The organism is Aquipuribacter aurantiacus (genome assembly GCF_051216895.1).
GTDB lineage: Bacteria > Actinomycetota > Actinomycetes > Actinomycetales > JBBAYJ01 > Aquipuribacter.
Genome location: NZ_JBPKAO010000003.1, coordinates 216,101 through 235,908, shown reverse-complemented (window position 1 = coordinate 235,908; position 19,808 = coordinate 216,101). Strand labels below are relative to the sequence as shown.

17 protein-coding genes, 1 tRNA gene and 1 other RNA gene are annotated in these 19,808 nt (G+C 74.2%); 11 read left to right on the top strand and 8 right to left on the bottom strand.

Annotation, left to right across the window (positions count from 1 at the left end; all coding sequences use genetic code 11):
- Positions 1 to 52: 52 nt before the first annotated feature.
- A complete protein-coding gene (locus tag ACR80Q_RS06000; RefSeq protein WP_435376666.1) occupies positions 53 to 1,240 on the bottom strand; it encodes a PucR family transcriptional regulator in 1,188 nt (395 codons plus the stop codon).
- Between the two features lie 231 nt (positions 1,241 to 1,471).
- On the opposite strand from ACR80Q_RS06000, the gene ACR80Q_RS05995 reads away from it, so the two are divergent.
- Positions 1,472 to 2,056 (top strand): hypothetical protein, encoded by a 585-nt coding sequence (locus tag ACR80Q_RS05995; RefSeq protein WP_435376665.1) that lies wholly within the window; start codon positions 1,472 to 1,474, stop codon positions 2,054 to 2,056.
- 60 nt (positions 2,057 to 2,116) lie between these two features.
- On the opposite strand, the gene ACR80Q_RS05990 is transcribed toward ACR80Q_RS05995, so the two are convergent.
- Both ACR80Q_RS05990 and aceE read right to left on the bottom strand, forming a co-directional pair.
- Positions 2,117 to 3,361, bottom strand: coding sequence for an MFS transporter (locus tag ACR80Q_RS05990; RefSeq protein WP_435376664.1), 1,245 nt, complete (start codon positions 3,359 to 3,361; stop codon positions 2,117 to 2,119).
- A 71-nt stretch (positions 3,362 to 3,432) separates the two neighbouring features.
- Complete coding sequence (gene aceE / locus ACR80Q_RS05985; RefSeq protein WP_435376804.1) at positions 3,433 to 6,165, bottom strand: pyruvate dehydrogenase (acetyl-transferring), homodimeric type; 2,733 nt, start codon at positions 6,163 to 6,165, stop codon at positions 3,433 to 3,435.
- 237 nt (positions 6,166 to 6,402) lie between these two features.
- Here aceE and ACR80Q_RS05980 point away from each other — a divergent pair, with 237 nt between their 5' ends.
- From ACR80Q_RS05980 to ACR80Q_RS05955, 6 genes are all read left to right on the top strand, one after another.
- Positions 6,403 to 6,828 (top strand): DUF3052 domain-containing protein, encoded by a 426-nt coding sequence (locus ACR80Q_RS05980; protein ID WP_435376663.1) that lies wholly within the window; start codon positions 6,403 to 6,405, stop codon positions 6,826 to 6,828.
- Positions 6,825 to 7,340 (top strand): peroxiredoxin, encoded by a 516-nt coding sequence (locus ACR80Q_RS05975; protein ID WP_435376662.1) that lies wholly within the window; start codon positions 6,825 to 6,827, stop codon positions 7,338 to 7,340. Before ACR80Q_RS05980 ends, ACR80Q_RS05975 begins: the two co-directional genes overlap by 4 nt.
- A 21-nt stretch (positions 7,341 to 7,361) precedes the next feature.
- A tRNA-Val gene (locus ACR80Q_RS05970) sits at positions 7,362 to 7,435 on the top strand.
- 60 nt (positions 7,436 to 7,495) lie between these two features.
- Positions 7,496 to 8,326, top strand: coding sequence for a Nif3-like dinuclear metal center hexameric protein (locus ACR80Q_RS05965; protein ID WP_435376661.1), 831 nt, complete (start codon positions 7,496 to 7,498; stop codon positions 8,324 to 8,326).
- Between the two features lie 92 nt (positions 8,327 to 8,418).
- Positions 8,419 to 9,159, top strand: coding sequence for a zinc ribbon domain-containing protein (locus ACR80Q_RS05960; RefSeq protein ID WP_435376660.1), 741 nt, complete (start codon positions 8,419 to 8,421; stop codon positions 9,157 to 9,159).
- Entirely contained in the window at positions 9,156 to 10,373 is a 1,218-nt protein-coding gene (locus ACR80Q_RS05955) for a bifunctional RNase H/acid phosphatase (RefSeq protein ID WP_435376659.1), read from the top strand. Before ACR80Q_RS05960 ends, ACR80Q_RS05955 begins: the two co-directional genes overlap by 4 nt.
- A 94-nt stretch (positions 10,374 to 10,467) precedes the next feature.
- Here the strand turns inward: ACR80Q_RS05955 and ACR80Q_RS05950 are convergent, their stop codons facing one another.
- Positions 10,468 to 11,193 (bottom strand): DUF8692 domain-containing protein, encoded by a 726-nt coding sequence (locus ACR80Q_RS05950; protein WP_435376658.1) that lies wholly within the window; start codon positions 11,191 to 11,193, stop codon positions 10,468 to 10,470.
- A 78-nt stretch (positions 11,194 to 11,271) separates the two neighbouring features.
- On the opposite strand from ACR80Q_RS05950, the gene rnpB reads away from it, so the two are divergent.
- Positions 11,272 to 11,648: RNase P RNA component class A (gene rnpB, locus ACR80Q_RS05945), an RNA gene on the top strand.
- 111 nt (positions 11,649 to 11,759) lie between these two features.
- Positions 11,760 to 12,434, top strand: a complete 675-nt coding sequence (locus ACR80Q_RS05940) for a LiaF transmembrane domain-containing protein (protein WP_435376657.1) — start codon at positions 11,760 to 11,762, stop codon at positions 12,432 to 12,434.
- A 64-nt stretch (positions 12,435 to 12,498) separates the two neighbouring features.
- On the opposite strand, the gene ACR80Q_RS05935 is transcribed toward ACR80Q_RS05940, so the two are convergent.
- Complete coding sequence (locus tag ACR80Q_RS05935; RefSeq protein ID WP_435376656.1) at positions 12,499 to 14,400, bottom strand: Xaa-Pro dipeptidyl-peptidase; 1,902 nt, start codon at positions 14,398 to 14,400, stop codon at positions 12,499 to 12,501.
- Between the two features lie 111 nt (positions 14,401 to 14,511).
- Between ACR80Q_RS05935 and ACR80Q_RS05930 the strand changes: the two genes are divergently transcribed.
- Positions 14,512 to 14,844 carry a hypothetical protein gene (locus tag ACR80Q_RS05930; RefSeq protein ID WP_435376655.1) on the top strand — a complete coding sequence of 111 codons (333 nt, stop codon included), beginning with the start codon at positions 14,512 to 14,514 and terminating at the stop codon, positions 14,842 to 14,844.
- Positions 14,845 to 14,895: 51 nt separating this feature from the next.
- Here ACR80Q_RS05930 and ACR80Q_RS05925 read toward each other — a convergent pair whose 3' ends face one another.
- Positions 14,896 to 15,219 carry a hypothetical protein gene (locus tag ACR80Q_RS05925; RefSeq protein ID WP_435376654.1) on the bottom strand — a complete coding sequence of 108 codons (324 nt, stop codon included), beginning with the start codon at positions 15,217 to 15,219 and terminating at the stop codon, positions 14,896 to 14,898.
- A 251-nt stretch (positions 15,220 to 15,470) separates the two neighbouring features.
- Here ACR80Q_RS05925 and ACR80Q_RS05920 point away from each other — a divergent pair, with 251 nt between their 5' ends.
- A complete protein-coding gene (locus tag ACR80Q_RS05920) occupies positions 15,471 to 16,454 on the top strand; it encodes a YihY/virulence factor BrkB family protein (RefSeq protein WP_435376653.1) in 984 nt (327 codons plus the stop codon).
- Between the two features lie 384 nt (positions 16,455 to 16,838).
- Here ACR80Q_RS05920 and ppk2 read toward each other — a convergent pair whose 3' ends face one another.
- Both ppk2 and ACR80Q_RS05910 read right to left on the bottom strand, forming a co-directional pair.
- The gene (ppk2, locus tag ACR80Q_RS05915) at positions 16,839 to 17,645 is read right to left on the bottom strand and encodes a polyphosphate kinase 2 (protein WP_435376652.1); all 807 of its coding nucleotides are present in this window, start codon (positions 17,643 to 17,645) and stop codon (positions 16,839 to 16,841) included.
- 9 nt (positions 17,646 to 17,654) lie between these two features.
- Positions 17,655 to 19,802 (bottom strand): acyltransferase family protein, encoded by a 2,148-nt coding sequence (locus ACR80Q_RS05910; protein ID WP_435376651.1) that lies wholly within the window; start codon positions 19,800 to 19,802, stop codon positions 17,655 to 17,657.
- Positions 19,803 to 19,808 lie beyond the last annotated feature (6 nt).

Sequence of the window (19,808 nt, the reverse complement as noted above, 5' to 3'; positions counted from 1 at the left end):
CGGGACGCGGCTCCGTCCGGTACGAGGTTTGGCGTGTCGCGTTGTAGGAGTCCTACAACCGGGGGGTGCGGGGGGACTCGGCCAGACGACCCAGCGCCAGGCCCATCTGCAGGGTCCAGCGCTCGCGCGGGTCGCTGGCGAGCAGGCCTGTCACCTGCTCCACGCGGTTGAGGCGGTACCGGACCGTGTTGGCGTGGACGAACAGGGCCCGGGCGGCGCCCTCGAGCGCGCCGCCGGAGTCGACGTAGGCCTGCACGGTGTCCAGCAGGTCGTTGCCCGCGGCCACCAGCGGGGCGTGCACCAGGTCCACGAGGGCGCGCCGGGCGGTCACGTCACCGGCCAGGACCCGTTCCGGCAGCAGGGCCGTGGCCAGCACCGGGCGGGGGGCACCGGGCCAGGCCCGGGCCGCGGTCGCCCCGGCCAGGGCCGCCCGGGCCGAGCGGGGGGCCGAGGGCAGGCCGATGCGGGTGGGACCGACCACGACGGGCCCGTCGCCCACCAGGGCCAGCATGTCGGTGACCACGGCCGTCGCGTCGGCGCCGCCGCCCAGCACCAGGACGAGCCGGTCGTTCTGGTGCCCCACCAGCAGCTCCGCCCGGTGCGACCGCGCCACCCGGCGCAGCGCCTGCGCGTCGGTGCGGGTGTCACCGGTGGCCACGACCACCGTGGTGGGCGAGTCCAGCGGCCACGACAGCGCCGAGGCCTGCGAGGCCAGGGCGTCGTCGGAGTCCCCGCGCACCAGGGAGTCCACGACGAGGGCCTCCAGCCGGGCGTCCCACGCCCCGCGGGTCTCCGCGGCCCGGGCGTAGACCTCCGCCGCGGCGAAGGCGACCTCACGGGCGTAGCGCAGCAGGAGCAGCCGGGCGGCGGGCAGGTCGGCCTCCGGCAGCGTGTCCTCGAGCAGCCGCTCGGAGGTGTCGATGGCGGTGCGGACCAGGGTGACGGTCTGGTGCAGGCTGATGAGCCGGGTCAGGTCCCGGGGGGCCGCGCCGAACAGGTCGACGCTGCGGACCGACGGCCCGACGGGGGCGCCGGCCCGGCACCAGCGCACGAACCCCGACACGCCCGTCTGGGCCACCAGGCCGACCGACGACCGGGCCTCCGGCGGCAGGCCGGGGAACCAGTCGAGCTCGGTGTCCATCCGGGTCAGGGCGTGCGAGGAGATGGTCGCGCTGGCCCACTCCAGGGCTCGCAGGGAGTCCTCCGACAACGCCGCCGGGGCGGTGACGTCGCTGCTCATGGGGCCACGGTAGTCGTCCGACGGCCGGTGGCCCCGGGGTGCGGGCCCAGGGCCCCGGACGCGCGATCGCAGGCCCGGTGTCCGGGGCTTCGTTACTGTGGCCGGGAACCGAGGGGAGGCACCGTGCCTGGGAGCAGAACGTGGCGAGACCGCCTGAGACGCAAGGGTGGCACGAGCACCACCGTCGCCGGAGGCGCATCCGGGCCTGCACTGCCGACGTCAGGAGCCGAGGTGCACGAGAACGTGTCGAGCGTCCACGAGTCGGTGGACGAGGAGCGGCTCCACGAGCTGCTCCGCGAGGACCCGAACAACGAGAGCCGGTTCAGCGAGCTGGCCGGTGTGGTCCGTCGGCGGGCCGCCGAGGGCCACGAGGCCGGCGACCCCGTGCAGGCGCAGGAGAACGCCGTCTGGGCCCTGGCCGAGGAGCTCGCCCACGACCAGCGGGCCTGGTACCCGCTGGTGGAGCTGGCCCGGCTGTCGCTGGCCGACGACCGCGAGGCCGCGCTGCGCCGGCTCGGCGTGGCCGCCGAGCGGGACAGCAGCGGCTCGGCGCTGTCCTACGGGTTGGACCTGCTGCGTGAGGCCGGTGACAACGACGGCGCGCTGTCGCTGGGGATGGGCCACTGGCGCCCGACCGACCACCCCCTGGCCGCGGGGCGGGCGATGGTCGCCGCCGCGGTGGACGCCCACCGCCTGGCCGAGGCCCGGCGTCACCTCGACGCCCTCGGCGAGCACCCCGACGCCACCGGGGTCGCGGCGATGCGCCGGGACATGGAGCGCGCCATCAGCCAGGCCGAGCGGGCCCGCCGCCCCTGACCAGCGGGCAGCGCGGCCGCCCCGGGTGGCGGGTGCTGCTCGTCCCCACGGCCGTCCGGCTCAGACGGGGGCCGCGCCGGCAGATCCCGGGGGCGTGGTCGCGGGGTGCGACGCCGTCGGGCGCGCGTCGGCGTGGGGGTGCAGGACGTGGCCCAGCAGGAGCACACCGATCCCGGCCGCCACCACGGTCGTCAGGGCGACGCGCAGGTCGGTGGCGTCGGCGACCAGGCCGATCAGGGCCGGCGACACCAGGAACCCGACCCGCAGCAACCAGCTGACGACCGTCAGCCCGACCCCGGCGGGCAGCCCGGGGATCTCGTCGGCGGTGTGCATGACCGCCGGGATCAGGGTGGCGACGCCGAGACCGGCCAGGGCGAACCCGACCACCGTCGTGGTCACCGAGGGCAGCGCGAGCATCCCGCCCGTCCCGGCCGTGATCAGCACCCCGCCGGCCAGGGCGACGCGCTGCTGGCCGAACCGGTCCACCACCCGGTCCCCGGTCAGCCGCCCGACCGTCATCGCCACCTGCAGCGACACGAAGGCCAGGCCGCCGACCGCGGCCGTGGTGCCGAGCTCCTCGCGCAGGTACAGGGCGCCCCAGGTCGAGCCCGCGTCCTCGACGAACGCGCCGCAGGCGGCCAGGGCCCCCAGCGCGGCCAGCAGCAGCACCGTGCGCACGCCCGCCCGGCTCCCGGCCTGCACCGCGTCGGGCGCGGCGCCGGCCGGGCCAGCGACGACGGCCGGGCCGCCGGGCTCGGCTACCACGTCCTCGGCCCGCTCGGCGTCCTCGGGCCCGTCGAGCATGAACCGGTACGCGGCCAGCGCCACGCCGCCGGACAGGACCGCGGACACGACCAGGTGGACGGTCAGCGGCACGGCCAGGCCGGCGGCGACGGACCCCAGGACGCCACCGGCCACGGCTCCGACGCTCCACAGGCCGTGGAAGGAGTTGACGACCGAGCGGCGGTAGAGGCGCTGCACCCGGAAGCCGTGCGCGTTCTGCGCGACGTCCACGACGGCGTCCACCGCCCCGACCAGCAGCATCACCGCGGCCAGGCCCAGCCAGGTGCCCGACAGCGGGACACCGACCAGGGCGCCGCCCAGCACGACGAGCCCGAACGCGGCCACCCGGGCCGAGCCGAGCCGGCGGATCGCGGCCGGCGCGAGCAGGCCGGCCAGCAGCGCCCCGACGGGCATGGCCGCGACGGCCCCGCCGAGCCCGGCGTTGCTCAGGTCGAGGCCCGCCTTCACCTCGGGCAGGCGCGGCACGAGGTTGGCGTAGAGCACGGCGTTGACGAAGAACACCGCGGAGACCGCGACACGCGCCCGGCGGACGTGAGCCGCCGGGCGCGTGTCGTGGGTGGGACGGGTCGTGCTCAGGCGTCGCCGCCCGCGTTGCCGGTGGTGCCGGCGTTGACGTCGTCGATGGAGTACTTGTCGTAGGCCTGCTTGGGCACGCCCTTGTCGACGGCGCCGGTGGCGGCGAGCGACGCGAGCGCCTGCACCGTCACCGACGGGCCGTCGACCTGGAAGAACCGGCGGGCCGCCGCGCGGGTGTCGGAGAAGCCGAACCCGTCGGTGCCCAGCGACACGAACCGGCCCTGCTCACCCGGCACGTACTGGGCGATCTGGTCCGGGACGGCCCGCATGTAGTCCGACACCGCCACGACGGGACCCTCGGCCTCGGCCAGCTTCTGGGTGACGTACGGCACCCGCCGTTCCTGGTCGAGGTGGTCGAACGCCTCGGCGTCCGCGGCCATGGCGTCGCGGCGCAGCTCCGCCCAGGACGTCACCGACCAGACGTCGGCCACGACACCCCAGTCGTCCGCGAGCAGCTGCTGGGCCTCCAGCGCCCACGGCACGCCGACCCCGGACGCGAGCAGCTGCACCCGCGGGCCCTCGCCGGAGCCCGGGTGGGCCAGGTGCATGCCCTTGAGGACACCCTCGACGTCCAGGCCCTCCGGCTCCGGCGGCTGCACGTACGGCTCGTTGTAGAGGGTGATGTAGTACATGACGTTCTCGCCCGTGCCGTCCGGACCGCCCTCGCCGTACATGCGCTCGAGCCCGTCGCGGACGATGTGGCCGATCTCGTACACGTAGGCGGGGTCGTAGGACACGATCGCGGGGTTGGTCGCCGCCAGCAGCGGGGAGTGCCCGTCGGCGTGCTGCAGCCCCTCACCGGTCAGCGTCGTGCGACCGGCCGTCGCGCCGAGGAAGAACCCGCGCGCCATCTGGTCGGCCGCGGCCCACATCGCGTCGCCGGTCCGCTGGAACCCGAACATCGAGTAGAAGATGTAGATCGGGACCATCGGCTCGCCGTGGGTGGAGTAGGAGGACCCGACGGCGGTGAACGCGGCCACGGAGCCGGCCTCGTTGATGCCGACGTGCAGGATCTGCCCGTCCTTGGCCTCCTTGTACGACAGCATCAGGTCACGGTCGACCGACACGTACTTCTGCCCCGACGGGTTGTAGATCTTGGCGGTCGGGAAGAACGAGTCCATCCCGAAGGTGCGCGCCTCGTCGGGGATGATCGGCACGACCCGCTGGCCGAACTCCTTGTCGCGCATCAGGTCCCGCAGCACCCGGACGAAGCCCATGGTGGTGGCGACCTGCTGCTTACCGGAGCCGCGCTTGGCCACCGCGTAGGCCTCGTCGCCGGGCAGCTTGATGGCCGCTCGACGGCCCTTGCGCGACGGGAGCCCGCCGCCGAGGGTGCGACGCCGCTCGCGCAGGTACTCCAGCGTCTCGTCGTCGTCGGCCGGCTTGTAGTACGGCGGGCGGTACGGGTCGGCCTCGAGCTGGGAGTCCTCGACGGGGATGCGGAGCCCGTCGCGGAAGTTCTTGAGGTCGTCCAGGGCCAGCTTCTTCATCTGGTGCGTGGCGTTGCGGCCCGCGAAGTTGGTGCCCAGGCCCCAGCCCTTGACCGTCTTGGCCAGGATGACCGTCGGCTGGCCGTTGTGCTCGGTGGCGGCCTTGTAGGCGGCGAACACCTTCCGGTAGTCGTGACCGCCCCGGCGCAGGTTCCAGATGTCTGCGTCGCTCAGCGGCTGGGCCAGCTTCTTGGTGCGCGGGTCACGGTTGAAGAAGTGCTCGCGGATGAACTCGCCGCTCTCGGCCCGGTAGGTCTGGTAGTCGCCGTCGAGGGTGTCGTTCATGAGCTTGACCAGGGCGCCGTCGCGGTCCGCGGCCAGCAGCGGGTCCCAGTCGCGGCCCCAGACCACCTTGATGACGTTCCAGCCGGCCCCGCGGAAGAAGGACTCCAGCTCCTGGATGATCTTGCCGTTGCCCCGGACCGGGCCGTCGAGCCGCTGCAGGTTGCAGTTGATGACGAACGTCAGGTTGTCGAGGTTCTCGGCCGCCGCGATCTGCAGGGCGCCGCGGCTCTCCGGCTCGTCCATCTCGCCGTCGCCCAGGAACGCCCAGGTGTGCTGCTGCGAGGTGTCCTTGATGCCGCGGTTGCGCAGGTACTTGTCGAACTGCGCCTGCCAGATGGCGTTGATCGGGCCGAGGCCCATCGACACGGTGGGGAACTCCCAGAAGTCCGGCATGAGGCGCGGGTGCGGGTAGCTGGACAGCCCGCCGGTCGCCGACGACTTCTCCTGCCGGAACCCGTCGAGCTGCTCCTCGCTGAGCCGGCCCTCGAGGAACGCGCGGGCGTAGATGCCCGGGCTGGCGTGGCCCTGCACGAAGATGTTGTCGCCGCCGCCGGCGTGGTCACGGCCGCGCCAGAAGTGGTTGAAGCCCACCTCGTACAGCGTCGCCGAGGAGGCGTAGGTCGAGATGTGCCCGCCGACCCCGATGCCCGGCGCCTGGGCGCGGTGCACCATGACGGCGGCGTTCCACCGGACCCAGCGGCGGTAGCGGCGCTCGACCTCCTCGTCGCCCGGGAACAGCGGCTCGGCCTCCGGCGGGATGGTGTTGATGTAGTCGGTCGCGGTGAGGCTCGGCACACCGAGGTGCTGCTCTCGAGCCGCCTGCAGCATCTGCAGCATCAGGTAGCGGGCGCGCTGCTTGCCGCCGGCCTCCACGGCCGCGGCGAGCGACTGGCGCCACTCCGCGGTCTCCTCGGGGTCGACGTCCGGCAGCTGGGCGAGCAGGCCGTCCAGCATCGGTGCGTCGTCGGCGTGTGCCACGTGTCCTCCAGCGGGTCCTCGGCAGGTGCGTTGCGGGGGCTGTCCGGGGGTCGCCCGGGTCCCGGTGACCATCCTGGCCCTCCGAGGCCGACGGGCCAACACGAGGGTGTCTGCTTGCGCGGGTCGGCAGGGGTGGGGTGGACTGTCGGCAGCGACGTCGTGCCGCGACGTCCACCACAGGTCGAACCGGCCCATCACGAGGGAGCTCACTGCATGTCAGCCACCGCCGACAGACCGGCGGACACCGACCTTGCCCGCCGCTTGGGGATCACCGCGGGGCAGGTCGTCCAGGAGTTCGGGTGGGACGACGACGTCGACGAGGACCTGCGCCTGCAGGTCGAGTCGGCCTCGGGCGAGCCCTTGGAGGACGAGGACTCGATCGAGGTCGCGGACGTCGTCCTGGTCTGGTTCCGCGACGGTGACGGCGACCTCGTCGACACCCTCGTGGACGCCCTGACCAACCTCGGGGAGGGCGGCGCCGTGTGGCTGCTCACCCCCAAGCTCGGCCGGCCCGACCACGTCGAGCCCGGCGACATCGAGGAGGCGGCGCCCACCGCGGGCCTGCACGCCACCTCCAGCATCAGCGCGTGCCCGGACTGGTCCGGGACGCGTCTGGCCAGCCCGAAGGGACGTAAGTGACCGTCACAGGCACCACGGCAGACATCGGCATCCCGACCGAGGGCACCCTGCCCGAGGTCGGGGCCCCCGCCCCGGACTTCTCGCTCAAGGACCAGCACGGGCAGCAGGTGACCCTCGAGGGGCTGACGCGCGACGGCGGCGACCGGGCCGTGCTGCTGGTCTTCTACCCGTTCGCGTTCTCGGGCACCTGCACCGGCGAGCTGTGCGAGATCCGCGACGACCTGTCGTCGTTCGCCAACGACGCCGTGCAGGTCGTCGGCATCTCGTGCGACCCCGGGCACGCGCTGCGCGCCTGGGCCGACGCCGAGGGGTACGAGTTCCCGCTGCTCAGCGACTTCTGGCCCCACGGCGAGACCGCCAAGGCCTACGGCGTGTTCATGCCCGGCCTGGGCTTCGCGGCGCGGGGGTCCTTCCTGGTGGACTCCTCGGGCGTGCTGCGCTGGAGCCTCGTCCAGGGACCGGGCGAGGCGCGGGACCCGCAGGCCTACAAGGACGCCGTCGCGGCCCTGTAGGCGGATACCCTTCTCCGGCAGGGGCCTGTAGCTCAGTTGGTCAGAGCACCGCGCTTACACCGCGGGTGTCGTCGGTTCGAGCCCGGCCGGGCCCACCGCCGTGCCGGTCGGGCGGGCCGCCGTGGCCCCCAGGAGGTCCACTAGGGTCTCCTCACATGGCCGTCACCCTGCGCGACGTCGTCTCCGCCCTCGACGAGGCCTACCCGCGGCACCTGGCCGAGGACTGGGACGCGGTCGGCCTGGTCTGCGGGGACGTGGACGCCACGGTGTCCACGGTCCTGCTCACCGTCGACGTCACCGAGACGGTCGTGGACGAGGCGTTGGCGGCCGGGGTGGACCTGCTGGTCGCCCACCACCCGCTGCTGCTCAAGGCCGTGCACGGCATCGGCACCGACACCGTCAAGGGTCGCCTGATCCACCGGCTCGTCAGCGGGGGGTGCGGGCTGTTCACCGCGCACACCAACGCCGACGTCGCCGCCCCCGGGGTGTCCGACGCGCTGGCCCGCACGATCGGCCTGACCGGGCTGGTCCCGCTGGACGCCCGGGACGAGGACCCGCAGGACCAGGGCGCCGTCCGCGGGCTGGGCCGGGTCGGCTCGCTGCCGCAGCCGATGAGCCTGCAGGCCTTCGCCGAGCACGTCGCGCGGGTGCTGCCGCGCACCAACGGCGGCATCCGCATCGCCGGTCCGGTCCACGCCCAAATCGAGCGGGTCGCGGTCTGCGGCGGGTCGGGCGACTCGCTGGTCGCGGCGGCCCGCGCGGCGGGGGCGGACGTGTTCGTGACGGCGGACCTGCGCCACCACCCGGCCTCCGACGCGCTCGAGGCGGGCGGCCCGTGGCTGGTGGACGTGCCCCACTGGGCCAGCGAGTGGCCGTGGCTGATGGGCGCGCGCGAGCGGATCCTCGCCTCGCTGGACCCGCTGGGCGAGCACCTGGACGTCGTCGTGTCGCGTACCGTGACCGACCCGTGGACCTCGCGCGCCTGAGGTCCACCGCGCCACCCGCACCCGCACCCGCACCCGCACCCGACGAGCACGTCACAACAGCAGAAGCGCCGAGCCCCACGAGGAGTCCACCCATGGTGACCGTCGACCCCGCCGACCAGCAGAGGCTGCTCGAGGTGCAGGCGCTGGACACCCGCCTCGACCAGGTGGCCCACGCCCGGGAGCAGCTGCCCGAGGCCGCCCGTGCCGCCGAGCTGGAGACCCTGGTGGGGACGCTGCGCGACGACGTGGTGCTGCTGCAGACCAAGGTGTCCGACCTCGACCGCGAGGTCACCCGCGCCGAGAACGACGTGCAGGCCGTGCGGTCCCGCGTCGAGCGCGACCGCACCCGCCTGGACTCCGGGCAGGGCAGCTCCAAGGACCTGATGGGGCTGCAGCACGAGCTGGAGAGCCTGGCCCGTCGGCAGTCCGACCTCGAGGACGTGGAGCTGGAGGTGATGGAGCGCCGCGAGGAGCAGGCCGGGCTGCTCGGCGGCACCGAGACCCGCCTGGCCGCCGCCCGGGCCGAGCTGGAGCAGGTCGTGGCGGCCCGTGACGCCCGCTACGCCGAGCTGGACTCCCAGCGCGCCGAGCTGGAGGACGACCGGAAGGCCGCCTCGACGGGTCTGGCCGAGCCGATGATGAAGGTCTACGACCGGCTGCGTGGTCGCCTCGGCAGCGGGGCCGCCGCGCTGGCCGAGGGGCGGTGCGAGGGGTGCCGGATGCCGATGGCCCCGACCGAGGTCCACATGCTCATGGCCAAGCCCGCGGACGAGATGATCCGCTGCCCGGAGTGCGAGCGGATCCTCGTCCGGCCGGCGAAGACCGACGCGTGAGCCCCACGGGCAGCCCTCGCCGGCTGGTCGTGGAGGCGGACGGCGGTTCCCGGGGCAACCCCGGCCCGTCGGGCTTCGGTGCGCTCGTGCGGGACCCGGCGGGCCGCGTCCTGGCCGAGGCGGGGGAGCGGTGCGGGCACACGACCAACAACGTCGCCGAGTACTCGGGGCTGCTGGCCGGCTTGCGGATGGCCCACGCCATCGACCCCGCCGCCCAGGTCGAGGTCCGGATGGACTCCAAGCTCGTGGTGGAGCAGATGTCCGGGCGGTGGAAGATCAAGGACCGCCGCCTGGCCGGCATCGCCAAGCAGGCCCACGACGCCTTCGACGCGGGCCTGGTCCGCTACACCTGGGTGCCGCGCGCCCAGAACGGCAAGGCCGACAAGCTGGCCAACGACGCCATGGACGGGGTCGAGCGCACGGTCGAGGACATGATCGCGATGGTCGCGGCCGACCCGGACCCGACCGACCCCCACGACCCGACCGATCCCGTCGCCACGGGTGACCCGGCGCCGGACCCCCGACCGTCGCGGGCCGCGACGGCGGTGCCTCCGGGCGCGAGCCAGGGCGACCTGGGCCAGGCCACCACGGTCGTGGTCGTGCGGCACGGTCGGACCCGGCTCACGCAGGAACGCCGGTTCTCCGGCATCCGCGGCGAGGACGCCCCGCTGACCGACGTCGGTCGCCTGGACGCCGTCGGGGCCGCCCCGTTCCTGGTGGACGTGCCGGTCGACGCCGTCGTGGTGTCGCCGTTGCTGCGGGCCCGCCAGACCGCCGAGCTGCTGGGCGGGCGGCTGGGCTGGCCGACCCCGACCGTCGACGACCGCTGGGCCGAGGTCGCGTTCGGGGCCTGGGACGGGCTGACCGCGGCCGAGGTGGTGTCCCGCGACAAGGACCTGTTCGGCGCGTGGCTGACGAACGCCGACGTCCGCCCGCCCGGCGGGGAGTCGATGCTCGACCTGGAGGAGCGGGTCCACGACGGGCTCGCGGACCTGCTGCGGCAGCACCGCGGCGGCACCGTCGTCGTGGTCTGCCACATGACGCCCGTCCGCTCCGTGGTGCGTCGCCTGCTGGGCGCGGGGGAGCAGGCGCTGTGGCGGCTGCGGGTGGCGCCCGGCAGCCTGACCACGACCCGTCACTGGGCCGACGGCGGCGCCGAGGTCGACGGGATCGGGCTGTTCGTGCCGCCGGACGGCGCTGCCACTCTGTTCTGACCCGGAGGTCTGACCCCGAGGACCGGTCCGAGGTCTCCTCCGGAGGACGACTGGTGCACGCCGGGCCGGCGCGGGGTCCAGCGGCGGACCCCCGTCACTCCGTGGGGACGAACCGGATCCCCATGCCGGCCAGCGCCGTCAGCAGCCCGCCGGCGACGATCGCGGCACCGGCCATCTCCAGGAACTCCTCCGCGGTGGACAGCACGGTGAGGACCCCCCAGGACCCCGTCCCGCTGCTCACCAGGAGACCGGCCACCAGCTCGAGGCCGATCGCGCCGGCCAGGAACACGGCGACACCGGTCAGCACGGACCGTCGCGCCGGGGCACCGAGGCGCCGGAGCCACCGGTCACCGGTGACCAGGACCAGGACCACCAGCACCGCGGCCGGGACGACCCACGTGTAGTAGAGGATGCCGGTGCCGCCGCCGAGGACGGCCCGGGTGGGCTCGATCATGCGCTCGTGCAGCTCGAGGAACTCGTCGACCGCCATGAACGCCGCCACGCCCGCGGCCGCCCGGCCCCACCACGGTGACGAGCCCTGCCGCGCCTGGGCGCTGCCGAGGGCCCAGGCCAGCACCGCCAGCAGCAGCAGGCCCAGGGCCGACGTCAGCGTCGGCAGGCTCGCCTCGCGCGACACGTTCGTCATCGCCGCGATGCTCTCCAGGAACGGGACGCCGGGCCAGACCACCCGGGCCAGCTGCAGCCCCAGCGACACCGTGCACAGCACGACCGCCACCGCGAGCAGGAGGTTGCGGACACCGGTGGCCCGGACCGGGAGGACGACCTCGGTCCCGGTCTGCGTGCGCGTCGTCGTCGGCATCCGCGACACGGTACTGACTCCCGGTGAGACAGGTGTGAGACGCGCCGTGACGCGGCGTCGGTCTAGGCTGGTCGAGGACGAGTCGGCCGGGCGGCCACGTCGGGCCTCCGGGCCCGCCGAGGAAAGTCCGGGCTCCACAGGGCGAGGTGGTGGGTAACGCCCACCCGGGGTGACCCGCGGGACAGTGCCACAGAGAGAAGACCGCCAACGGGCCGGGAGACCGGGCCGGGGGTAAGGGTGAAAGGGTGGTGCAAGAGACCACCAGCGTGCCGGGTGACCGGTGCGGCTAGGTAAACCCCACCTGGAGCAAGGTCAGACAGGACGCGTTCGAGGGCGGCCCGCCCGAGCGTCCGGGTAGACCGCAGGAGGGCGTCGGCAACGGCGCTCGTAGATGGATGGTCGCCACCGGCGCGCGAGCGCCGGAACAGAACCCGGCTTACAGGCCGGCTCGTCCCCTCACCGCTGACCTGTCGTCGTCCTGTCCGCCCCCCGCGGGTCAGGACCTTCGTCCCTGCGCGCCGACCGGTGCCGCGAGGACGCTGGAGGGGACGGAGGAGATGGTCACCATGGCCGTGCGGATGTGGCTCGGAGGTCTGCTCGTCGCGCTAGGCGGGCTGTGGCTGCTCGACGCGACAGAGGTGCTGGACGCCGGGCCGGTGCTCGAGCGGTGGTGGCCCCTGGCCGTCGTCGCGCTCGGCGCGGTCGGGGCGGTCAGCCAGCGGCGTCTCGGCCTGGGACCGGTGGTGGTGATCGGCATCGGGGTCGTGCTCCTGGTCGACCGGCTCGTCGAGACCGACGTCGACGTGTACCTGTGGCCGCTGCTCGCCGTCGCCGTCGGCGTCTACCTGCTGCTCAGCGTGGGCCGTCGCCGCCCGACGGACCCGTCCTCCCCGGGCGGTGACAGCACCTTCGCCCTGTTCGGCGGGTCGGAGACGAGGAGCCGCTCACCGCACTTCCAGCACGCCAACGTCGCCGCGGTGATGGGTGGCGCGACGCTCGACCTGCGCGAGGCACGCGTCGACCCCGGCGCCCGGGTCGACGCGCTCGCCGTGTTCGGCGGGGTGGACGTCATCGTCCCGGCGGGCACGCGCGTGGCTCTGCACGGCCTCCCGGTGTTCGGTGGGTACGAGGACAAGACCGTGGCCGACGGGGGGCTGCCCGCCGACGCCCCCGTGCTGGACGTCAGCGCGACGGCCATCTTCGGGGCCGTCGAGGTGAAGAACAGCCCCACCCGCGTCTGAGCGCCGCCCCCGGCGGACGGCCCCGGCGCCACAGGGCAGCGCCGGGGTCGTCCTGGGCCGTGCGTCAGGGGGTGAAGGCGTCCCGCCCGCCGAGCACGGGCAGCGTGACGGTGCTGCGCCCGGGCTGCAGCGACAACCGGGTGCCGGGGTCCGGCCGCAGCGTGAAGTCGCGGTCGGTGGAGAACACCACGAGCCCGACCCGGTGACCCGCCGCGAAGACGTAGTCGTCCGGGTGCAGGTCCCACCGGAACCGGTAGTCGCGACCAGGCGTCACGGCCGACGTCCACTCGCGGCTCTGCCGGTTCTGCACGTCCATCCAGCCGCGGGTCACCATGGTGGCCGCGCCGGTGGGTGAGTAGTCGACCAGGTACGCGGTCAGGTTGGCCGCGTCGTCGTTGTCCACCGAGGCGAACAGGTCCACCGACGGCGTGCCGGACAGGTGGACGGGCGCGGTCAACGCGGACGTCGTGTAGACGAGCCGGTTGGCGTCGGCGGCGTCGGGACCGGCGATGAGCGACGTGCCGTTGCGCACCCGGCCGTTGTCGGTGAACGACTGCTCGACCGAGCGGGCCCGGACGGTGCCCAGACCGCCGGGGGCGGTCGCGGACGTGGCGCTCAGGGTGAGGGTGGCGTCCGCCGAGCCCGGGATGGGCCAGTCGGCGTAGGTGACGTTGCCGACCCCGGCCGCCTCACGCTGCACGATGGCGCGCGGCTCGGCCGTGATGCCGTTGTCCACGCCCCACAGCTCGTGGTCGAACCAGCGGTGCACGGTCTGCTGGTAGGTCCAGCGCTGCCCGTCCGCCAGCGTGTAGGCCGCGGCGTTGCCGGGGCTGCCGTGGCCGCCGTTGTGCAGCCAGATCTTGCGCTCGACGCCGGCCTCGGCCAGGGCGTCCCACCAGCGGGACCACTGCAGGGGCTTGACGTTCCAGTCGTTGCGGCCGTCGACCACGAACACGCTCGCGGTGACGTCGTCGGCCCTGTCGACGTAGTCGCGCGCGGCCCAGAAGTCGTTGTAGTCGCCCGTCACGCGGTCCTGGTCGGTCGTGATCTCGGCGATCTCGTCGGCGCACCCGCCCAGGGCACGCGCCTCGCCGGTCACGAAGTTGGCCAGGATGTCGGCGTCCTCGCCCTGGTAGCCGCCGGGGGCGACGACCAGGCCGTTCTCCCGGTAGTAGCCGTACCAGTCGCTGATGGCCACGACCGGCACGATGGTCTTGAGGTTGGGGACCTCGTCGCCGTAGGTGGCGAGCTGGTTGGGCAGGGTGCCGTTGTAGCTCGCTCCGGTCATGCCGACCGCGCCGGTGGTCCAGTCCGCGGTGACCTCGCTGCCGCCGCTCACGGCGTCGAAGGCGCGGGCGCGGCCGTCCAGCCAGTCCACGACGGCCTTGGCGCTGCGGGTCTCGGCGTCGTCGCCCGTGGTGGGGCAGCCGGTGGACTGCCCGGTGCCGATGCTCTGCGCCAGCACGACCCCGTAGCCGCGGGGCACGTAGTAGTTGTCCAGCTGGCCCGGCAGGTCGACGGCGCGGGCCTCGGCGGACAGCACCGAGAACGACTGCGTGCGCATCGACGACCCGGCCGGGGCGAAGCTCGACTGCGGCAGCCGGGAGGGGTCGAGGTCGGTGTGGAACGGCGCGGCGCCCCAGGTGCCGGAGCGGTAGGGGCTCACCTCCAGGACGACCGGGACCTGGAGGCCGTCCTCGGTGGCGGCGGGGCGGGACAGGTCCACCAGGACCCGGTCCAGCCGGCCGTCGGAGTCGGTGTCCAGGTCCGTCTCGACCCAGACCCGCTGGGTGATCGCGGACGCGAAGTCGTGGATGGGCTGCGTCAGGCCGTCCCGGACCTCGATGCCGGGCGGGTCCTGCGGGGCCGGGGTGACGGCGGTGGCGCTCGCCATCGGCAGGGTGAGGGCCAGGGCGGACGTGGTCGCGATCGCGACGACGAGCCCACGGCGGTGTGTGCGGACCATCGGTATCCCCTCGGAGGCGGCCTGGGTGTGGCCGGATCGGCGCAGCCAAGCAGTCGGGTCACACCGTGTCAACAGTCGGGAGGGACCGCGGTGCCGCCGTAACCTGGCGTCGTGAGCAACCCCCGCTGCGACTTCTGCGACGTCGCCGAGCCCGTCTGCGAGTACCCGGTGAGCACCGCCATCCGCACCACCTCGCCGGTCAGCGGCCGTACCGACGACCGGGGCGAGCGGCCGTGGGCGGCGTGCGAGGTGTGCGCGGGCCTGGTCGACGCGGACCGGTTCGGCGACCTGCTCGAACGGAGCCTGGCCCAGGCGCCCGAGCGTGGCCTCGACCGTTCCGACCCGATGTACGGCTTCGCGAAGGCGTCGCTGCGGGAGCAGCGGGCCGACCTGTTCGCGCAGGTCGCACTGGCCCACGGTCCTCGCGGCCCGCTCGGCGGCTGACGGGCCCGGGGGCCGTCGCGTCTCGCGGGGACCGGGGGGCAGCCCGCGACGTCAGCGTCGCGAGCGGGCCCGGCGCGAGGTCGCCGCCCCGCCGCCGGCCGACCCGCCGAACGCCACCGACAACCCCAGCACGTAGCCGAAGTCGTACCAGCCACCCGTGTTGGCGACCTCGTACACCGACACCGAGTCCGTGAACAGGGACACCACGAAGGTGACCGGGGCGATCAGCCCGTGCCACAGCCCGAGCCAGAACCCGGCGTCGGCGTCGGGGGAGACCTCGGGGTTGGGGCCGGCGGCGCAGGCCGCGAGGCCCAGCAGCAGCAGCGTGAGCCCGATGACGAGGGCCTGACGCCCGACCTGCCGGTTGCGGTCCACGACGCTCTCCTCACGTCCGGGGCGGCCGGGCGCGGCCCTGACCCCGGCAGACTGGCCCGCGGGGGCGTCGTCGGCGAGGGACCAACGTCCCGGGCGGACCCGACCAGGGCGCTGCAGCCGGCTCGTCGGTGTCGAGGCGCCGGGCGGCACGAGGACCGGTGGGGGGTCTCCCGCGCGCCCGCCGCGCGGGAGCACCCCGTCGGGGGGACGCTGGGGGCTCCGAACGGCCGACCAGCACCCAGGGGGTGAGCGTGACGACCGACACCGCCGGCCCCGCACCCACCCGGACAGGCAGCACCGCCGGACCCCGGTCGACGCGGGTCCGCCGCACCCGCCGCGTCCTTCGTGAGCTGGGGGCACGCACGTCGGACAACCGGCTGCTCGGCCTGGGCGCCGAGACGGCCTTCTTCGTCGTCCTCGGGGTGTTCCCGGCCCTGCTGATCGCCGCCGGCCTGCTGGGCGTCCTGGACGTCCTGATCGGTCAGGGCCTCGCGGTGGAGGTGCAGCAGCGGGTCGTCACGGCGCTGCGCCTGGTGCTCACCGACGACGCCTCCGCCGCGGTCGCGTCGGTGGAGGACCTGTTCTCCGGTGGGCGCAGCCAGCTGCTCACCGTGGCCGGGATCGGCGGGCTGGTGACGCTGTCCACGGCGTTCGACGTCCTCATCAACGCCCTGAACCTGTCCTACACGGCCACCGAGAGCCGGCCGTGGTGGCGTCGCCGCCTGCTGGGCCTGGCCCTGGCGCTGGGGACGCTGCTCATGCTGGTCCTGTCGCTCACGGTCCTGGTGGTCGGGCCGCTGTTCGGGCGGGGCGAGGGCCTCGCGGACCTCGTCGGGCTGGGGTCCACGTTCACCTTCGTCTGGGACGTGGTGCGTCTGCCGGTCATGGTGCTCGCCGTCGTGGCCTGGACCACGGTGGTGTTCCACGCGGCGCCCAACACCCGCACCCGCTGGCGCGACGCCCTGCCGGGCGCGTCCCTGACCGCGGTGCTCTGGCTGCTGGGCAGCGCCGGCTTCCACCTCTACCTGGTGCTGGTCGCCGACGGCAACCCGATCCTCAGCGCGTTCGGCGGCGGCGTCATCGTCATGCTGTGGGTCTACCTGCTGTGCCTGTCGCTGCTGCTCGGTGGTCAGCTGAACGCCGTGCTGCTGTCCCACGGACGACCGCCCCCGGCGTCCCGGCGCTGGCTGCGGCGCCGGGCGGAGGCCCGCCGGGGCGAGGCCCACCGGGGCTGACCCACGCCCCCGGCGCGCCCGACGGACCCCCGTGTGGGACGTTCCGGTCGCCTCGGCCCGTCGTGTGGGACGTTCCGGTCGCCGGGAGCCCCTGCGGCGTCACGTTTCGTCCCACACGATGGGCCAGGTCGTCCCGCACGGTGGGCCAGGTCCGTCCCGCACGGTGGGTCCGGTCGTCCCGCACGGTGGGCCAGGTCCGTCCCACACCGTGGGCCCGGTCGTCCCGCACGGTGGGTCCGGCGGCACGAGCCCCTCGTGCGGGGCGCAGACCGGACGGCCACCAGGGGGAGCAGTCAGCGGGCCAGGCCCGGCGCGCGCCGTCGGCCTACGCCGCCGGACCGGTGACGGTGGGCATCGGCTCGCACCACCGGCCCCGGTCCCGGTTCAGCCCAGCAGCGTCGCGGCGTGGTCGGGGACGTACTTCTGCGTGTCGCGCGGCGGGCGCTCGTACCCCTTCGACGGGGGCCGTTTGGGCAGCTTGAGCCGGGGCGCCTCGGCCTGGTCGTGGTCCACGCTGGACAGCAGGTGGCTGATCATGTTGAGCCGCGACCGGCGCTTGTCGTCGCTGTCGACCACCCACCAGGGGGCCTCGGGGATGTCGGTGTGGACCATCATCTGGTCCTTGGCGCGGGAGTAGTCCTCCCAGTGCGTGATGGACTCCAGGTCCATGCCCGACAGCTTCCAGCGCCGCATCGGGTCCTCCAGCCGGGACCGGAACCGGGCCTCCTGCTCGCCGTCGCTGACCGAGAACCAGTACTTGCGCAGCAGGATGCCGTCCTCCACGAGCAACCGCTCGAAGATGGGGCACTGGTGCAGGAACCGGCGGTACTCGTCGTCGGTGCAGAAGCCCATCACGCGCTCGACGCCGGCCCGGTTGTACCAGGACCGGTCGAACAGGACGATCTCGCCGGCGGCGGGCAGCTCGGCCACGTAGCGCTGGAAGTACCACTGGCTGCGCTCGCGGCCGCTGGGGGCCGGCAGCGCGGCGATACGGGCGACGCGGGGGTTGAGGTACTGGGTGATCCGCTTGATGGTGCTGCCCTTGCCGGCGGCGTCACGGCCCTCGAAGACGACCACCATCCGCTGCCCGGTGCTGCGCACCCACTCCTGCATGGTCACCAGCTCGGCCTGCAGACGCAGCAGCTCGGTCTCGTACACCGCGCGCGGGACGCGGTGGGGGTGCTTGGTCATCTACGGACCTTATGCCGCCGGACGCGCGCTGCGAAGGGCTCCGGCCAGCCGGTCCGCCAGCAGCGGGGCCAGCTGCTGGGCGTAGGTCGCGCTGATGTGGTCGCCGTCGTGGTAGGCGAGGGTGTTGCCGATGATGGGCGGGCAGCCCTCCTCGCAGAACCACGGCACCGGGTCCACGACCACGGCCCCGGCGGCCAGCGCGGCCTGCGCGGTGGCCTGCCGACGGTCCAGGTCGGTCAGGGCCCGGTCGCGGGTGGCGGTGCAGGCCTGGACGTCGTCCAGGTTCTCCGCCACGCAGCGCGGGACGTCACGGCCGGGGATCGGGGTGTCCTGCAGCGACACGACCAGGGCTCCGGTGCGCTCCTGCAGCTGCTCGGTGGACCGGGTGACCCCCGCGGCCCACCGCTGCGCGAAGTCACCTTCGCGGGGCGAGAACACGGCCGCCGACACGACCACCATGTCGGGCTCCTCGGCCTCGATGCGCTGCATCGCCCGGTCGCGCCACTGCTCGCACTCGGTGTAGTCGCGGTTGAAGGTGTTGTTGAACATGGTGACGTCGTAGAGCGGGCAGCCGGCCTTGGTCATCACCACCAGCCGCCAGTCCTGCTGCTCGGCGATCCGCTGCATCGCGGGGTACCACTGGTAGGCGTGGGAGTCCCCGGTGAGGACCACGGTGGCCTGGGCGTCGGGCGGGTCGACGAACACGCAGGACGCGCCCGGTTCACGGGACACGTCGACGTGCTCGGCGGCGACCATGCACGAGATGCCGTCCTCGTTGCGGGCGCGGGCCACGTCGTCCTCGGCGCGGTCCAGCACCGGGCGCAGGTTGACGGGGACCCGCTCGAGGTCGTGGGACTCCTGGACCGCCCGGCGCACCTCGGTCTCGCCGCCCCCGCCCGCCTGCACCGAGGACACCATCGGCCCGTCGCCGCGGGCCGGCGGGACGAGCCCGGCGGTCGCCGTGCCGGCCCCGTACGCCACCAGCACGCACGCCGCGCCGACGGCCAACGAGCGGGCCGGGCTGGCGACCAGGGAACGCCGGCGCCGCACCGGGTCCTCCAGCAGCGCGTACGTCACGGCCGCCAGGGCCAGCGACAGCCCGGCCAGCGCCAGGCCCAGCAGCAGGCCGGGCTCGGCGCCGAGCACGCGGGGGGCCAGCAGCAGCACCGGCCAGTGCCACAGGTACCAGCCGTAGGACAGCCGCCCGATCGTGCGCATCGGCCCGACCGACAGCAGCCGCCCCAGCGCCGTCGACCCGCCCAGGCCCGCCACCAGCACGGCGGCGGTGCCGAGCACGGGCAGCAGGGCCGCGGTGCCGGGGAACGGGGTGGAGCTGTCCAGCAGGACGCAGGCCAGCAGCACGGCCAGCAGCCCGACCGGGGCCAGCACCTCGCGCACCGGTCCGGGCAGGCGGGCCAGCCGCACGGCGCCCAGCGCCACCAGGGCCCCCACGCCCAGCTCCCAGGCCCGGCTCCAGGGCAGGAAGTACGCCAACGGCTGGGCCTGGGCGGTGAGCACGACGCCGTGGACGAAGGAGACCACGACCAGGACCGCGGTGACCGCGGTGAGCAGCGGGACGAACGAGTCCCCGGACCGTGGGACACCGAGGCGGCCCAGCAGGCGCACCAGCAGCAGCAGCCCGATGACCAGCAGCGGCCACACCAGGTAGAACTGCTCCTCGACCGCGAGGGACCAGAAGTGCTGGTAGGGCGTGGCCGCGTCGGCGGCCATGTAGTCGACGCCCTCCCGGGCCAGGTGCCAGTTCATGGCGAAGAACGCGCTCCAGACCGCGTCCGCGGCCACGTCGCGCAGCTCCAGCGGCGACATCACCAACCACGAGACGGCCAGCGTCACCGCCGACACCAGCGTGGCCAGGGGCAGCAGGCGGCGGGCCCGACGGGCCCAGAACCGGCGCAGCGACACCGTGCCGGTGCGGCGGACCTCGGACACCAGCAGGCCGGTGATGAGGAACCCGGACAGGACGAAGAACACGTCGACCCCGACGTAGCCGCCGCTCAGGCCGGGCAGGTCGGCGTGGAACAGCACGACCGCGACGACCGCCACCGCCCGCAGGCCCTCGACGTCACCGCGGAACCCCGCGCCGGGACCCTGCTGGGTGCCCGTGGGGGTGCTGGTCCGGGTACTGGTGTCAGCCACGACCGG

What these genes read in the sequence shown, in the direction of transcription:
- ACR80Q_RS06000 (WP_435376666.1), bottom strand. Translation starts at nt 1,240, where the DNA reads ATGAGCAGCGACGTCACCGCCCCGGCGGCGTTGTCGGAGGACTCCCTG.
- aceE (WP_435376804.1), bottom strand. Translation starts at nt 6,165, where the DNA reads ATGCTGGACGGCCTGCTCGCCCAGCTGCCGGACGTCGACCCCGAGGAG.
- ACR80Q_RS05980 (WP_435376663.1), top strand. Translation starts at nt 6,403, where the DNA reads ATGTCAGCCACCGCCGACAGACCGGCGGACACCGACCTTGCCCGCCGC.
- ACR80Q_RS05965 (WP_435376661.1), top strand. Translation starts at nt 7,496, where the DNA reads ATGGCCGTCACCCTGCGCGACGTCGTCTCCGCCCTCGACGAGGCCTAC.
- ACR80Q_RS05960 (WP_435376660.1), top strand. Translation starts at nt 8,419, where the DNA reads ATGGTGACCGTCGACCCCGCCGACCAGCAGAGGCTGCTCGAGGTGCAG.
- ACR80Q_RS05950 (WP_435376658.1), bottom strand. Translation starts at nt 11,193, where the DNA reads ATGCCGACGACGACGCGCACGCAGACCGGGACCGAGGTCGTCCTCCCG.
- ACR80Q_RS05940 (WP_435376657.1), top strand. Translation starts at nt 11,760, where the DNA reads ATGGCCGTGCGGATGTGGCTCGGAGGTCTGCTCGTCGCGCTAGGCGGG.
- ACR80Q_RS05935 (WP_435376656.1), bottom strand. Translation starts at nt 14,400, where the DNA reads ATGGTCCGCACACACCGCCGTGGGCTCGTCGTCGCGATCGCGACCACG.
- ppk2 (WP_435376652.1), bottom strand. Translation starts at nt 17,645, where the DNA reads ATGACCAAGCACCCCCACCGCGTCCCGCGCGCGGTGTACGAGACCGAG.